16 protein-coding genes are annotated in these 12624 nt (G+C 70.0%); 15 read left to right on the top strand and 1 reads right to left on the bottom strand.

Annotated features, from left to right (window positions below):
* The first annotated feature begins 36 nt into the window (after positions 1–36).
* Complete coding sequence (locus B7X32_RS03505; RefSeq protein ID WP_292716098.1) at positions 37–1038, top strand: class I SAM-dependent methyltransferase; 1002 nt, start codon at positions 37–39, stop codon at positions 1036–1038.
* 36 nt (positions 1039–1074) lie between these two features.
* Here the strand turns inward: B7X32_RS03505 and B7X32_RS03510 are convergent, their stop codons facing one another.
* Positions 1075–1377, bottom strand: coding sequence for a DUF1844 domain-containing protein (locus B7X32_RS03510; RefSeq protein WP_105689329.1), 303 nt, complete (start codon positions 1375–1377; stop codon positions 1075–1077).
* A 355-nt stretch (positions 1378–1732) separates the two neighbouring features.
* Here B7X32_RS03510 and infC point away from each other — a divergent pair, with 355 nt between their 5' ends.
* The 14 genes from infC to B7X32_RS03580 form a co-directional block, all read left to right on the top strand.
* The gene (gene infC, locus B7X32_RS03515; RefSeq protein WP_292716147.1) at positions 1733–2380 is read left to right on the top strand and encodes a translation initiation factor IF-3; all 648 of its coding nucleotides are present in this window, start codon (positions 1733–1735) and stop codon (positions 2378–2380) included.
* Positions 2381–2467: 87 nt separating this feature from the next.
* The gene (gene rpmI / locus B7X32_RS03520; protein ID WP_182253581.1) at positions 2468–2662 is read left to right on the top strand and encodes a 50S ribosomal protein L35; all 195 of its coding nucleotides are present in this window, start codon (positions 2468–2470) and stop codon (positions 2660–2662) included.
* A 29-nt stretch (positions 2663–2691) separates the two neighbouring features.
* On the top strand, positions 2692–3078 hold the full coding sequence (gene rplT / locus B7X32_RS03525; RefSeq protein ID WP_045272308.1) for a 50S ribosomal protein L20: 387 nt from the start codon (positions 2692–2694) through the stop codon (positions 3076–3078).
* A gap of 67 nt (positions 3079–3145) precedes the next feature.
* Positions 3146–3946, top strand: a complete 801-nt coding sequence (locus B7X32_RS03530; RefSeq protein ID WP_292716112.1) for an RNA methyltransferase — start codon at positions 3146–3148, stop codon at positions 3944–3946.
* A gap of 25 nt (positions 3947–3971) precedes the next feature.
* Complete coding sequence (locus tag B7X32_RS03535) at positions 3972–4640, top strand: response regulator transcription factor (protein ID WP_292716114.1); 669 nt, start codon at positions 3972–3974, stop codon at positions 4638–4640.
* A 3-nt stretch (positions 4641–4643) separates the two neighbouring features.
* On the top strand, positions 4644–6023 hold the full coding sequence (locus B7X32_RS03540) for a HAMP domain-containing sensor histidine kinase (RefSeq protein ID WP_292716117.1): 1380 nt from the start codon (positions 4644–4646) through the stop codon (positions 6021–6023).
* Entirely contained in the window at positions 6020–6997 is a 978-nt protein-coding gene (locus B7X32_RS03545) for a TAXI family TRAP transporter solute-binding subunit (protein ID WP_292716120.1), read from the top strand. The genes B7X32_RS03540 and B7X32_RS03545 overlap by 4 nt, the downstream gene beginning before the upstream one ends.
* 174 nt (positions 6998–7171) lie before the next feature.
* Positions 7172–7975 carry an amino acid ABC transporter ATP-binding protein gene (locus tag B7X32_RS03550; protein ID WP_292716123.1) on the top strand — a complete coding sequence of 268 codons (804 nt, stop codon included), beginning with the start codon at positions 7172–7174 and terminating at the stop codon, positions 7973–7975.
* Positions 7976–8017: 42 nt separating this feature from the next.
* Positions 8018–8926 (top strand): glutamate ABC transporter substrate-binding protein, encoded by a 909-nt coding sequence (locus tag B7X32_RS03555; RefSeq protein ID WP_292716126.1) that lies wholly within the window; start codon positions 8018–8020, stop codon positions 8924–8926.
* A 92-nt stretch (positions 8927–9018) separates the two neighbouring features.
* Positions 9019–9675, top strand: coding sequence for an amino acid ABC transporter permease (locus B7X32_RS03560; RefSeq protein WP_292716128.1), 657 nt, complete (start codon positions 9019–9021; stop codon positions 9673–9675).
* Positions 9672–10622: an amino acid ABC transporter permease gene (locus B7X32_RS03565; RefSeq protein WP_292716131.1), complete on the top strand. Its 951-nt coding sequence runs from the start codon at positions 9672–9674 to the stop codon at positions 10620–10622. Before B7X32_RS03560 ends, B7X32_RS03565 begins: the two co-directional genes overlap by 4 nt.
* A 75-nt stretch (positions 10623–10697) precedes the next feature.
* A complete protein-coding gene (locus B7X32_RS03570) occupies positions 10698–11336 on the top strand; it encodes a hypothetical protein (RefSeq protein ID WP_292716134.1) in 639 nt (212 codons plus the stop codon).
* 52 nt (positions 11337–11388) lie between these two features.
* On the top strand, positions 11389–12441 hold the full coding sequence (pheS, locus tag B7X32_RS03575) for a phenylalanine--tRNA ligase subunit alpha (RefSeq protein ID WP_292716136.1): 1053 nt from the start codon (positions 11389–11391) through the stop codon (positions 12439–12441).
* A partial coding sequence (locus B7X32_RS03580) for a hypothetical protein (RefSeq protein ID WP_292716139.1) occupies positions 12441–12624 on the top strand: 184 nt, incomplete at its 3' end. The genes pheS and B7X32_RS03580, both read left to right, overlap by 1 nt.

Genomic DNA, 12624 nt, shown 5'->3' on the forward strand with positions numbered 1-12624 from the left:
CTTCCGCCGGCTCAGGGCGAGGTCTAGAGTCGCGGCATGCCGGAGGCCGCGCCGCTGCTCTTGCAGCATCTCAATGGGATGTACGCGATGCAGGTCCTCGCGGTGGGCGATCGCTCCGGCGCATTGGCGGCGCTGCTCGACGGTCCCGGCGATGCCGCCGAGATCGCCGCGCGTTCCTCCCTCGACGAGCGGAACGTGGAGCAGTGGCTGCGCTGCATGCACGCGGCCGGCTACGCCCGGCACGAGGCAGGGGTGTTCCGCCTCACCCCTGAGGCGGCCGCGACGTTCGACGACGGCTTTCCGATCGACGCCAGGGGGATCCTCGACTTCGTCTTCGCGATCTCCGGGGAGGGCGTGCGCCGGATCCCCGACGCCATGCGCACCGGCGAGGGAGTCGAGCCAGAGGCGTTCGCCGAACTCGGCGCCGCGGCCAGCCGCATCAACAGCCGCCTCTACGCCGCCGCACTCGTGGACGAGTGGATCGCGCGCGACCCCGCGCTCGACGCGAGGCTCGGCGCCGGCGCGGCCATCGCCGACATCGCGTGCGGCGACGGCGACGCCACCGCTCAGCTGGCGCGGGCGTTCCCGCGCAGCAGGGTGATCGGAATCGATCCCGGCGCGCGACCGCGGACGGACGTGCCGAACCTCACCCTCTTCGCGGAGACCGCGGAGCGCCTCGGCGACCACGGGGCGTTCGCCCTCGTCACGTGCCTGGACGCGCTGCACCATCTGGGCGACCCTGCCGCGGCCGTACGGCAGATGGCGGGCGCGCTGGACGGCGAAGGCGTCCTGCTCATCGCCGAGACGTCGATGACCGGGGACGTCGATCGCGACATCGCCGCCGATCCGTTCGTCCTCTCCACGCACGCGGCCGGGCTGTTCTATTGCATGCAGGACAACCTGGCCGCGGGCGGCGACGGCACGACGACCTCGCGCGGTCTGGACTGGGTCGCGACGGCGGTCGCCGAGGCTGGTCTGGGTGCCGTCGACGCGTTCGAGTCCGACACCGGCTTCCGGGTCTTCCTCGCCCGACGTTGACGGATCCGGATCCGGCCGCTCAGCGCGGGTGCGGGCTCAGTTGACCGGCCCGGTCCACTTCTCGCCGGGGCCCTGTCCGATCGGGTCCGGGATGACCGAGGCCTCGCGGAAGGCGAGCTGCACGGAGCGCAGGCCGTCGCGCAGGGAGCGCGCGTGCATGTCGCTGATCTCGGGAGCGGCGGCCGTGATGAGGCCGGCCAGGGCGTTGATGAGCTTGCGCGCCTCGTCCAGGTCCTTCTGCGTCTCGGGGTCGTCCGCGAGACCCACCTTGACCGCGGCCGCGCTCAGCAGGTGCACGGCGGCGGTGGTGATCACCTCGACGGCGGCCACATCCGCGATGTCGCGGGCGGCTCCCGAGGCATCGGGGGAGAGGGGGGTGACGTGCTCGTGGCCGTCGGGCGCGGGAGTGCTCACTGTGCCGGCTTTCCGAAGGTCTTGCCTTCTGATAGACTTCTGCGGGCTCCGGGACTTCACGTCCCGGCACGAAAGAGGATTCACTTCCCACCCGCGCTTGCCGCTCAAGGCTACCGGGTTCAGCACTCCGCCGATTCACATCGGTAGCCGCTGTGCAGCGAAGGCTGCGCAGCGGGTCAGGGTGCCGCCGGCGTCTGAATGCCGGCGGGTGGGACGATTCCGATTTCGCCCGTGATCCGTCCGGATCGCGGTGGCCGAAACCATCGTCTAAGGAGTCCGCATCAGCGATCCCCGCACCAATGAGCGCATCCGCGTCCCCGAGGTCCGCCTCGTCGGCCCCGCGGGTGAGCAGATCGGCGTCGTCCGTATCGAGGCGGCGCTGCGTCTTGCGCAGGAAGCCGACCTCGACCTCGTCGAGGTCGCCCCGAACTCGAAGCCTCCCGTGGTCAAGATCATGGACTACGGCAAGTTCAAGTACGAGGCCGCGCAGAAGGCGAAGGAAGCTCGCCGCAACCAGGCGAACACGATCCTGAAGGAGGTGCGCTTCCGTCTGAAGATCGAGGCGCACGACTACACGACGAAGCTCAAGCGCGCCGAGGGCTTCCTCAAGGCGGGCGACAAGGTGAAGGCGATGATCCTGTTCCGCGGCCGCGAGCAGTCCCGTCCCGAGCAGGGCGTGCGACTCCTCCGCAAGTTCGCGGAGGACGTGGCCGAGTTCGGCACGGTGGAGTCCAACCCCACCATCGACGGACGCAACATGGTCATGGTGGTCGCACCGCTGAAGAACAAGTCCGAGGCGAAGGCCGAGCAGAACGCGGTGCGCGACGCACAGCGCGCGGCCAACAAGCAGGCCGCCCGCGATGCCAAGGCGCCCGGCGCCCCGGCCGCGCCGACGGCTCCGGCCGAACCGGCCGCTCCGGCTGAGTGATCCCCGGATCCGACAGCCCCACACAGACCTCCCGCACGACGGGCAGAACCCTGTCGCCCAGCTGGGCGCCATACGAAGGAAGAGAAGATGCCGAAGCAGAAGACCCACTCGGGTGCCAAGAAGCGCTTCAAGATCACCGGCAGCGGAAAGCTGAAGAAGCAGCAGGCCGGGATGCGCCACAACCTCGAGCTGAAGTCGAGCCGTCGCACCCGTCGCCTCAACCAGGACCAGGTGCTGTCGAAGGCAGACGCCAAGGTCGCCAAGAAGCTCCTCGGCCGCTGACGCCGATCGCACGATAGGAATACACGAAAATGGCTAGAGTCAAGCGCGCCGTCAACGCTCACAAGAAGCGCCGCGTCATCCTCGAGCGCGCCTCGGGTTACCGTGGCCAGCGCTCGCGCCTGTACCGCAAGGCGAAGGAGCAGGTCACCCACTCCCTCGTCTACGCGTACCGCGACCGTCGCAAGCGCAAGGGCGACTTCCGCCGTCTGTGGATCCAGCGCATCAACGCCGCTGCCCGCCAGAACGGCATCACGTACAACCGCTTCATCCAGGGCCTCGGTCTCGCCGGCGTCCAGGTCGACCGCCGCATGCTCGCCGAGCTCGCGGTGAACGAGCCGGCGACCTTCGCCGCTCTGGTCGAGACGGCCCGCAAGGCTCTGCCGGCGGACGTCAACGCGCCCAAGTCGGCTGCGTAAGCATCTGAATCACGAAGGGGCGTCGTCCGAGAGGGCGGCGCCCCTTCGGTGTCCCTAGACTGTGAGGGTGCTGGAGAATCCCCGATCCCCGCGCGTGCGCGCCGTCGCCAAGCTCACCAAGCGCAGTGCCCGCACCGAGACCGGCCTGTTCCTTCTGGAAGGACCGCAGGCGGTGCGTGAGGCGCTGTCCTACCGGCCCGAGGCGATCGTCGAGCTCTTCGCGACGCCGACCGCCTGGGACAAGCACGGCGACCTGCGCCAGGCCGCGGCCGACGCCGACGTGCGCTTCGAGTACGTGACCGAATTCGTGCTCGCGGCGATGGCCGACACCGTCACCCCGCAGGGGGTCGTCGCCGTCGCCCGGCAGACGCCCACCTCGGTGCGGGACATCTTCGCCGCCTCGCCGCGCCTCGTGGCGATCTGCGAGGAGGTGCGCGATCCCGGCAACCTCGGCACGATCATCCGCGCCGCCGATGCGACGGGAGCCGACGCCGTCGTGCTCACCGGCCGCACGGTCGACCTGTACAACCCGAAGGTCGTGCGCTCGACCACCGGATCCCTGTTCCACCTGCCGGTCTCGGTCGGCGGTGAGCTCGCCGACGTCGTCGAACGTGCGCACGCGGCGGGCCTGCAGGTGGTCGCGGCCGACGTGAAGGGCGACGACCTGCTCACGGCGCGCGCCGAGGGCGTGCTGGCCCGGCCCACGGCCTGGCTGTTCGGCAACGAGGCGCGGGGGCTCGAGGAGCACGCGCTGGAGCTGGCCGACCGGGCGCTGCGGCTGCCGATCTTCGGCAGGGCGGAATCGCTGAACCTCGCGACCGCCGCGAGCGTGTGCCTGTACGAGAGCGCGTTCGCGCAGCGGGCCTAGGGACCGCAGGGGACGCGCCTCCGGTATGAAGATCCTCATCGTCGAAGACGACGAGCGCGTGGCCGATGCCCTTGCCGGATTCCTCGGCCGCGCCGGCTACGCGGTCGAGCGCGCGGGGGACGGACGCGGCGCTCTCGACATGCTCGGGACGGATACCGAGGCGGTCATCCTCGACCTCGGCCTCCCCGACATCGACGGCATCGAGCTGTGCCGGCGCATCCGCGCCATCAGCGGCGTCCCGATCCTCATCGCCACGGCGCGCAGTCAGGTGCACGAGCGCATCCGGGGGCTGCGGGCCGGCGCCGACGACTTCCTCGTCAAGCCCTACGACGTGCAGGAGCTGCTGGCCAGGATCGAGGCGGTCACCCGCCGCAGCCACGCGATCGGCGCCGAGGTGGGCCCCGTGGGGATCGACATCGACGGGGTGCGGATCGATCTGGTCGCCCGCAGGGTGCTCGTGGACGGCGAACCCGTGGAGCTGACCCGCAAGGAGTTCGACATCGTCGCGGTGCTCGCCCGCTATCCGGGCGTCGCCGTACCACGGGAGCGGCTCATCCGCGAGGTGTGGAACACGGACTGGCAGAGCTTCGCCCGCTCGCTCGAGGTGCACGTCGCGTCGATCCGGCGCAAGCTCGCGCGGCCCGCGCTCATCGAGACGGTGCGCGGCGTGGGCTACCGGCTGACAGGGCTGTGACCCGTGCGGAAGCGACTGTTCATCGTGTTCCTGGTGCCGCTCGCGGCGGTGCTGCTGCTGCTCGGCGGCGCCTACGGCTGGACGGCCTCGCGGAGCGTGCAGCAGAGCTTCTACACGCAGCAGGTCGGCGACATCGGCACCTTCGTGACGAGCGCGAGGCAGGCGCTGCTGTCGGGGAGCGCGGAGGTGCTGGACGGCGAGCTGCGGCGCTATCACGAGCTGTACGGCACCCGGGTGACGGTGGTGGACCGATCCGGTCGGCCGTGGTCGCCCCAGCAGGGCGACGCTCCGGTGCTCGATGACGCGACCGCGAACAAGGTGCAGCTCGCCCTCTCCGGGCGCCGCAGCGATCTGCCGGAACCGGTCCTGCTGCCGTGGCAGTTCTCCGAGCAGTCCCTCGTGGAGCCGATCTTCGACCAGGGTGACGTCATCGGAGCCGTCGTCATGTCGGCGAGCGTGGAGGCGCCGCGGGCCGAGATCGTGCGGCAGTGGGTCCTGCTCGGCATCGTCAGCGTGATCGCGATCGGGATCGGCCTTCTCGTGGTGCTGGGTCTCGCGCGGTGGGTGCTCAAGCCCGTGCACCGGGTGGACGAGGCCATGGAAGCGATCCAGCGCGGCGACATGGAGGCGCGGATCGCCGACGACACGGGACCCCCTGAGCTGCACCGGATGATCCTGCTCTTCAACCGCATGGCGGAGGAGATCGAGCGCGTCGTGTCGCGTCAGCAGGAGTTCGCGCTCAACGCCTCGCACGAGCTGCGCAATCCGCTCAGCGCCCTGCTCCTGCGCGTGGAGTCGCTCGCCACGGGGCTGGACCGCGGCTGGGACGGCGAGGTCGAGGCCACGCGCGAGGAGGGCAGGAGGATGACCAGGATCCTGGACACGCTGCTGTCCTTCGCGCGCGGCGCGGATCCGGCGCCGCTGCAGGATCCGATCGATCTCGCCGCCCTCGCCGAGCGCCGGGTGGCGGCCTGGCGGGACGCCGCCGCGGCGAAGGGCGTCGCGCTCGTGCTGCGCGTCGAAGGGCCGGTGCGCTCCCGCACGGACGAGACGATCGCGGAGAGCGCGCTGGACGCCGTGATCGACAACGCCGTGAAGTTCTCACCCGCGGGCGCCGAGATCGAGGTCACGGCGGCGCGGGCCGAGACGGGCTGTGAGCTTTCGGTGCGCGACCACGGTCCCGGCATCCCGGAGGAGGAGCTCGCGCATGCGACGGACCGGCACTGGCGCAGCGATCTGACGCGGGCGATCCCCGGCACCGGCCTGGGGCTCGCGATCGCCACGGATCTGCTCGCCACGGTCGACGCCGCAGTGCGGGTCGAGGCCGCGGACGGCGGCGGACTCCGGGTGGTCCTGGTGCTCCCCGCCGCGGAGGTGCGATGACGATGCGATCCCCGCGCGCGATCGTGCGGATGCTGCTCGCACTCCTGCTGTGCGTGCTCGGCGCCTCCGCACTCGCCTCTTGCGCGCCGGAGGACCGGAGCTGGGCGAACAAGCCGCAGGCGATCGCGGGCGGGGGAGCGACGGGCGTGTACTACGCCTACGGGCAGCAGTTCGCCGACGTGCTCTCCACGCGCCTGGGAGCCCGGTTCGCCGTGCAGCAGACCAACGGATCCGTCGACAACCTGGAGCGGGTCGGATCCGGACGGGCGGTGCTCGGCTTCGCCCAGGGCGACGCCGTCGCCGACGCCGTGGCCGGCACCGGCGCCTTCCCCGAGGCGGTCCCGATCGTCGCCGTCGCGCGTCTGTACGACGAGTACGTGCACATCGTGGTCCGCGAGGGATCCGAGGTGCACGATCTCGCGGACCTCGCCGGCCGCGCCGTGTCCCTCGGGGCGCGCGGGTCGGGTGTGGAGCTCGTGGCGGGCCGCGTGCTGGCCGCGGCCCACGTCGACGCCGCCACGATCCGCAACCCCGAGCTGGGGTTGGAGGGCTCGATCGCGGCCCTGCGCAAGGGCGAGATCGAGGCCTTCTTCTGGGTCGGGGGACTGCCGACACCGGGCATCGCGACGCTCGCGGCCGACACCCCGATCCGCCTGCTGTCTGTCCCTCCGCCCGTCGTCGACGCCGTCAACGCGGCGCACGCCGGCGCCTACCGGCAGGCGGACTTCCCGATCGGCGGCTACGGCATCGACACCTCGACGGTGACGATGACCGTGCCCAACTACCTGGTCGCCCGTGCCGATGCCCCCGAGGGGCTCATCCACGACGCGACCGCCGTGCTGTTCGACGAACGCGCGACGATCGCCCGGCGCGCCCCCGCGGCCGCACTGCTCGACCGACGGCAGGCGATCTTCACCGACCCGATCGCCTTGCACACCGGGGCCGTGCGCTACTACCGCGAGACCCACGACTGACGCCCGCGCGCGATCCCGACGGCGCGCGGCCGGCCGAGGTATCTGCACCCGCCTCAAGAAAGGCTCAAGGAACCCCACCGGGCGGCGTGCGATCAATAACCTCGTCCCGTCGGAGCCCTGCGGTTCCGGCACCGCCCGAAACATCCGGCCATTCGATTCGATGGAGAGTCAGCCATGACCGACGTCACTCCCGCTGCCGATCGTCCCGATCGTGCCTCCGCGCGTCCCGCTGCTGCGCTGGGCGCGCCTCTCGTCGTCGTGCAGAACGTGCAGAAGCACTACGGCGACTTCCAGGCGCTGACCGACGTCGACCTCACCGTGCACAAGGGCGAGGTGGTCGTGATCATCGGTCCGTCCGGGTCCGGCAAGTCCACGCTCTGCCGCACGATCAACCGCCTGGAGACGATCACGAGCGGCTCGATCACGATCGACGGCAAGGAGCTGCCCGCCGAGGGCAAGGGCCTGGCCCAGCTGCGCGCCGACGTGGGCATGGTGTTCCAGTCGTTCAACCTGTTCGCCCACCTGACGATCCTGGAGAACGTCACGCTCGGGCCGATCAAGGTGCGCGGGCTGAAGAAGGCGGACGCCGAGAAGGAGGCGATGCAGCTGCTCGAGCGGGTCGGCGTCGCCGCCCAGGCGTCGAAGCTTCCCGCGCAGCTCAGCGGCGGTCAGCAGCAGCGCGTCGCGATCGCGCGAGCCCTCGCCATGCACCCCAAGGTGATGCTCTTCGACGAGCCCACGAGCGCCCTGGATCCGGAGATGATCACCGAGGTCCTCGACGTCATGATCGAGCTGGCCGCGAGCGGGATGACGATGATCGTCGTCACGCACGAGATGGGCTTCGCCCGCAAGGCGGCGAACCGCGTCGTGTTCATGGCGGACGGCCGGATCCTCGAGGAGGCAGAACCCGACCGGTTCTTCACGAACCCGCAGTCCGACCGGGCCAAGGACTTCCTCTCGAAGCTGCTCACCCACTGACCTGATCCCCGCACCACAGCACCTGCACCGAAGGAGAAGCACATGCGAAAGTCACGGATCCTCACCGGCATCGGCATCGCGGCCGTCGCCCTGATCGCCCTCACGGGCTGCAACAGCGGCAGCCCCACCAGCCCCGGAGCGACGGGGGAGGGCGTGACCCCGACCAGCGACAAGCCGCTGTTCGAGGTCGCGAAGGACGTCAAGATCGAGGGCAGCCCGACGTTCGACCGGATCACCAAGAACGGCAAGATCACGATCGGCGTCAAGGAGGACCAGCCCGGTCTCGGCTACAAGGACGCCACCAGCGGCAAGCGCACCGGCTTCGACATCGACATCGCGCGCTGGATCGCGGCCTCGCTCGGCTACAGCGAGGACAAGATCGAGTTCAAGGCGATCCCGTCGGCCAACCGCGAGCAGGCGATCGTGAACGGCGACGTCGACTACTACGTCGGCACGTACTCGATCACCGACAAGCGCAAGGCCGTGATCGACTTCGCCGGCCCGTACTTCGTCACCGGCCAGGGCCTGCTGGTCCGCAAGGGCGAGGACACGATCAAGAGCGAGAAGGACCTGGCGGGCAAGACCGTCTGCTCGGCGACCGGATCCACCCCGCTGCAGAACATCCAGCAGAACTTCCCCGACACCAAGACCGTCGGCCTCGACGTGTACTCCGCCTGCGTCGAGCAGCTGATCAACAAGCAGGTCGACGCTGTGACCACCGACCAGGCCATCCTGATCGGCTACGCCGCGCAGGACCCGGAGGAGCTCAAGGTCGTCGGCGAGCCGTTCACGACCGAGAAGTACGGCGTGGGCCTGGCCAAGGGCGACACCGCGTTCCAGACCTTCGTGAACAAGATGTTCACCGACGGAGGATCCACCTGGAAGGCGATCTTCGAGAAGAACCTCGGCGCGAGCGGCATGAAGGTCACTCAGCCCGCTGTCGAGAAGTGACCCAGGGACGGCCGGCGGGCTCGCTCCCGCCGGCCGTCTCCTCCCTTTCTGACCTCTGAAGTCCTCGACCTCGAACTCGAAGGAGAGATCGCGTGGACGCACTCCTGGGCAACCTCGACCTGTGGGGCCAGGCGACCCTGAACACGGTCCTGCTCTTCCTCGGCGGCGGCGTGCTGGCGCTCGTGCTGGGCACCATCGTCGGCGCCATGCGGGTCTCGCCCGTGCCGATCGCCCGCGGCGTGGGCACCGCCTACGTGAACCTGATCCGCAACACCCCGCTCACACTGGTCTTCTTCTTCTTCGTGTTCGGATACCCGAAGCTCGACCTGCCGGACATCCCCACCTTCTGGCTGTGCATCCTGGCGCTCGGCATCTACACGGCGACCTACGTCGCCGAGGTGCTGCGGGCGGGCATCAACACCGTGCCCGTCGGGCAGGCCGAGGCCGCCCGCGCGATCGGGCTCTCCTTCGGGCAGGTGATGACCCTGGTCGTCATGCCGCAGGCGTTCCGCTCGGTCGTGCCGCCCATGATGAGCGTTTTCATCGCCCTGCTGAAGAACACCACGATCGCCGCGGGATTCTCGGTCGCCGAGCTTGCAACGCTGCGGGCCGTCGTCGCGGATTCGAAGGACCGTCCAGGCACCGTCATGGAGATCCTGCTCTGGGTCGCCGTCGTCTTCATCGTCCTGGTGTTCCTGCTGAGCCTCGTGCAACGGCACTTCGAGAAGAAGTGGAGGATCGTCCGATGAGCGGCGCATCCGTTCTCTACGACGTCCCCGGCCCCAAGGCCGTGGTCCGCAATCGCATCCTCGGCGCCGTCACCGTGCTCGTCGTCCTCGCGGCGATCGGCTTCGTCGTCTACCGCTTCATCGTGACAGGGCAGTTCAGCGCGGCGCGGTGGAACCTGTTCACCTACACCCTCGTGTGGCAGGGCATGGCCCAGGCTCTGTGGGCGACGGTCAGCGCGTTCCTCGCCGCCGCGGTCGGCAGCCTCATCCTCGGCTTCGTGCTCGCGATCGGCCGCGTCTCGGAGCACGCCTGGGTGCGGATCCCCGTCACGGTCGTGATCGAGCTGCTCCGCGCCGTGCCGGTGCTGGTCATGATGATGATCTTCTACTACGGCATCAACTCCATCCCGGGCAGCACCTTCCGGATGACGCCGTACGCGGCGGTCGTGATCGGACTCGTGCTGTACAACGGATCCGTGCTCGCCGAAGCTCTGCGCGCCGGCATCGAGGCCCTGCCGAAGGGCCAGAAGGAGGCCGGCTACGCGATCGGGCTCCGCAAGTCCGGTGTCATGGCGTTCATCCTGCTGCCGCAGGCGCTGCGGGCCATGCTCCCGATCATCGTGTCCCAGCTCGTGGTCACCCTGAAGGACACCGCGCTCGGCTTCATCATCACCTACCCCGAGCTCATCTACTACGCCAAGTACCTGAGCGGACAGCCTGGCCGGCCGCTCCTGCAGGCGGGCCTGATCGTCGCCGTCATCTACATCTCGATGTGCCTGATCCTGTCCGGGGTCGCGAAGTGGCTCGAGGTGCGCACCCGGCGCTCGCCCAAGCTGAAGGGCTACACGCCCGATGCCGGTGGCGGCGACCCGCGTATTCACGACGGCAGCACCGTGACGGAGGTCATCGCGCTGCAGCGCGGTGGTGGGAAGTTCGACGGCGGTGCGGGCCTCAACGGCGGGATCTGATCCCCGCGCGGAGACATCGTCATCCGACTCCGGCGCGCTCAGCGAGGGGCTGAGCGCGCCGGTACCCTCGCAGTCATGGTGCACGTCGAACCGGTCTCCGCGTATCCGCCCGCGTCGAGCCGGACGCTGGAGCAGTGGCTCGACCCCGGGCTCGGGACGACGCACCAGCCGGAGCTCCGCACCCGGCTGCGGGAGATCGCGGATGCACGGGCGGCGCTCGCAGCGATGTGGGCGGCGCTCCTGAGTCTCGGCGTCTCGGCGGTCCTCCTCGCGGGAGGGGTGCTCGCCGTCACAGGGCGTGCGGAGTCCACCGTGCCGTGGATCGCGGTCGGGGCGGTGCTCGCCGCCGTCAGTGCGCTGTTCCTCGGCCGGGTGCGCCGCTGGGTGCCGCGCCCTGGGACGTCGCTGTCGGTCCGAGGGCCGGGGAACCTGCGAGGAGGTCTGTGGGCGGCGGGAGGGATCCTGCTCGTGCTCAACGTCCTCATGGCGATCGGGTCGCTGACGACCGGCGATGTGCTGGTCATGGTCCTCGTCGATCTCGGCATGGTGCTGCTGCTCGCGTCCGCCTTCGTCGTCCCGTCCGCGATTCTGGGCCGGAGCCGGCTGATCCTGAGGCGGCAGACGCAGAAGGACCCCCGCCTCGCGGCGACCCTCGAGCGGGAGCGGCTGTTGTGGACGCCGGACAGGCGCACGCAGATGTTCGGGCCGCTCTGAGCGGTCGGCAGGGGGCCGGGCCGCCTCCGGCGCGCCGGTAGACTCGGTTCTCGTGTCCGACAACGCACAGACCACATCTGAGATCACCCCCGAGGCGGTGGAGACGGCCGTCGCGGCCGCGCTCGCCGCGATCGGATCCGCGGCCGACACCGCAGAGCTCAAGGCCGCACGCGCGGCGCACGTCGCCGAGGGGTCGCCGCTCGCGACCCTCAACGCGTCCATGCGCCAGGTCGCGCCGGAGCACAAGGCCGCCTTCGGCAAGCTCATCGGCCAGGGCCGCGGGCGCGTCTCGCAGGCGCTCGCCGCGAAGGAGGCGGAGCTGGCCGAGGCCGAGACCGCCGCGCGGCTCGAGGCCGAGCGCGTCGACATCACCGCGGTCGCCTCGCGCAGCCGCGTCGGCGCCCGGCACCCGCTCACCCTGCTGCAGGAGCAGATCAGCGACGTGTTCGTCGGCATGGGCTGGGAGATCGCCGAAGGGCCGGAGCTCGAGCACGAGTGGTTCAACTTCGACGCGCTGAACTTCGACGTCGACCACCCGGCGCGTCAGGAGCAGGACACGTTCTACGTGGATCCGCCTTCCCGCCACCTCGTGATGCGCACGCACACCAGCCCCGTGCAGGTGCGCTCCATGCTCGACCGCGAGGTGCCGATCTACGTGCTGTGCCCGGGGCGGGTCTACCGCACCGATGAGTTCGATGCCACGCATCTGCCGGTGTTCACCCAGTTCGAGGGCCTCGTCGTCGACAAGGGCATCTCGATGGCGCACCTCAAGGGCACGCTCGACCACGTCGCGCGTCAGCTCTTCGGACCGGAGGCGAAGACCCGCTTCCGCACGAACTTCTTCCCCTTCACGGAGCCCTCCGCGGAGCTCGACCTGTGGCACCCGACCTTCAAGGGCGGCGCGCGCTGGATCGAGTGGGGCGGCTGCGGCATGGTCAACCCCAACGTGCTGCGCGCGGCGGGGATCGACCCCGACGTGTACAGCGGCTTCGCGTTCGGCATGGGCGTCGAGCGTGCGCTCATGTTCCGCAGCGACGTGCAGGACATGCGCGACATGGCCGAGGGCGATGTCCGATTCAGCGAGCAGTTCGGGATGGTGGTGTGATGCGCGTCCCGCTTTCGTGGCTGCGTGAGTACGTGGATGTGGCCGAGACGGTCACGCCGGACGACGTCTTCGCGGCGCTCGTCTCCGTGGGCTTCGAAGAGGAGGAGCTGCACGGCTTCGACATCTCGGGCCCGGTCGTGGTCGGACAGGTCCTCTCCTTCGAGGAGGAGCCGCAGTCCAACG

This window comes from Microbacterium sp. 13-71-7 (assembly GCF_002257455.1).
In the GTDB taxonomy this organism is placed as follows: domain Bacteria; phylum Actinomycetota; class Actinomycetes; order Actinomycetales; family Microbacteriaceae; genus Microbacterium.

Excerpts from the sequence above, each read along its gene's own strand:
- rplT (WP_045272308.1), top strand. The coding sequence starts at position 2,692 with ATGGCTAGAGTCAAGCGCGCCGTCAACGCTCACAAGAAGCGCCGCGTC.
- B7X32_RS03505 (WP_292716098.1), top strand. The coding sequence starts at position 37 with ATGCCGGAGGCCGCGCCGCTGCTCTTGCAGCATCTCAATGGGATGTAC.
- B7X32_RS03570 (WP_292716134.1), top strand. The coding sequence starts at position 10,698 with ATGGTGCACGTCGAACCGGTCTCCGCGTATCCGCCCGCGTCGAGCCGG.
- B7X32_RS03550 (WP_292716123.1), top strand. The coding sequence starts at position 7,172 with ATGACCGACGTCACTCCCGCTGCCGATCGTCCCGATCGTGCCTCCGCG.
- B7X32_RS03545 (WP_292716120.1), top strand. The coding sequence starts at position 6,020 with ATGACGATGCGATCCCCGCGCGCGATCGTGCGGATGCTGCTCGCACTC.
- B7X32_RS03555 (WP_292716126.1), top strand. The coding sequence starts at position 8,018 with ATGCGAAAGTCACGGATCCTCACCGGCATCGGCATCGCGGCCGTCGCC.
- B7X32_RS03535 (WP_292716114.1), top strand. The coding sequence starts at position 3,972 with ATGAAGATCCTCATCGTCGAAGACGACGAGCGCGTGGCCGATGCCCTT.
- rpmI (WP_182253581.1), top strand. The coding sequence starts at position 2,468 with ATGCCGAAGCAGAAGACCCACTCGGGTGCCAAGAAGCGCTTCAAGATC.
- B7X32_RS03565 (WP_292716131.1), top strand. The coding sequence starts at position 9,672 with ATGAGCGGCGCATCCGTTCTCTACGACGTCCCCGGCCCCAAGGCCGTG.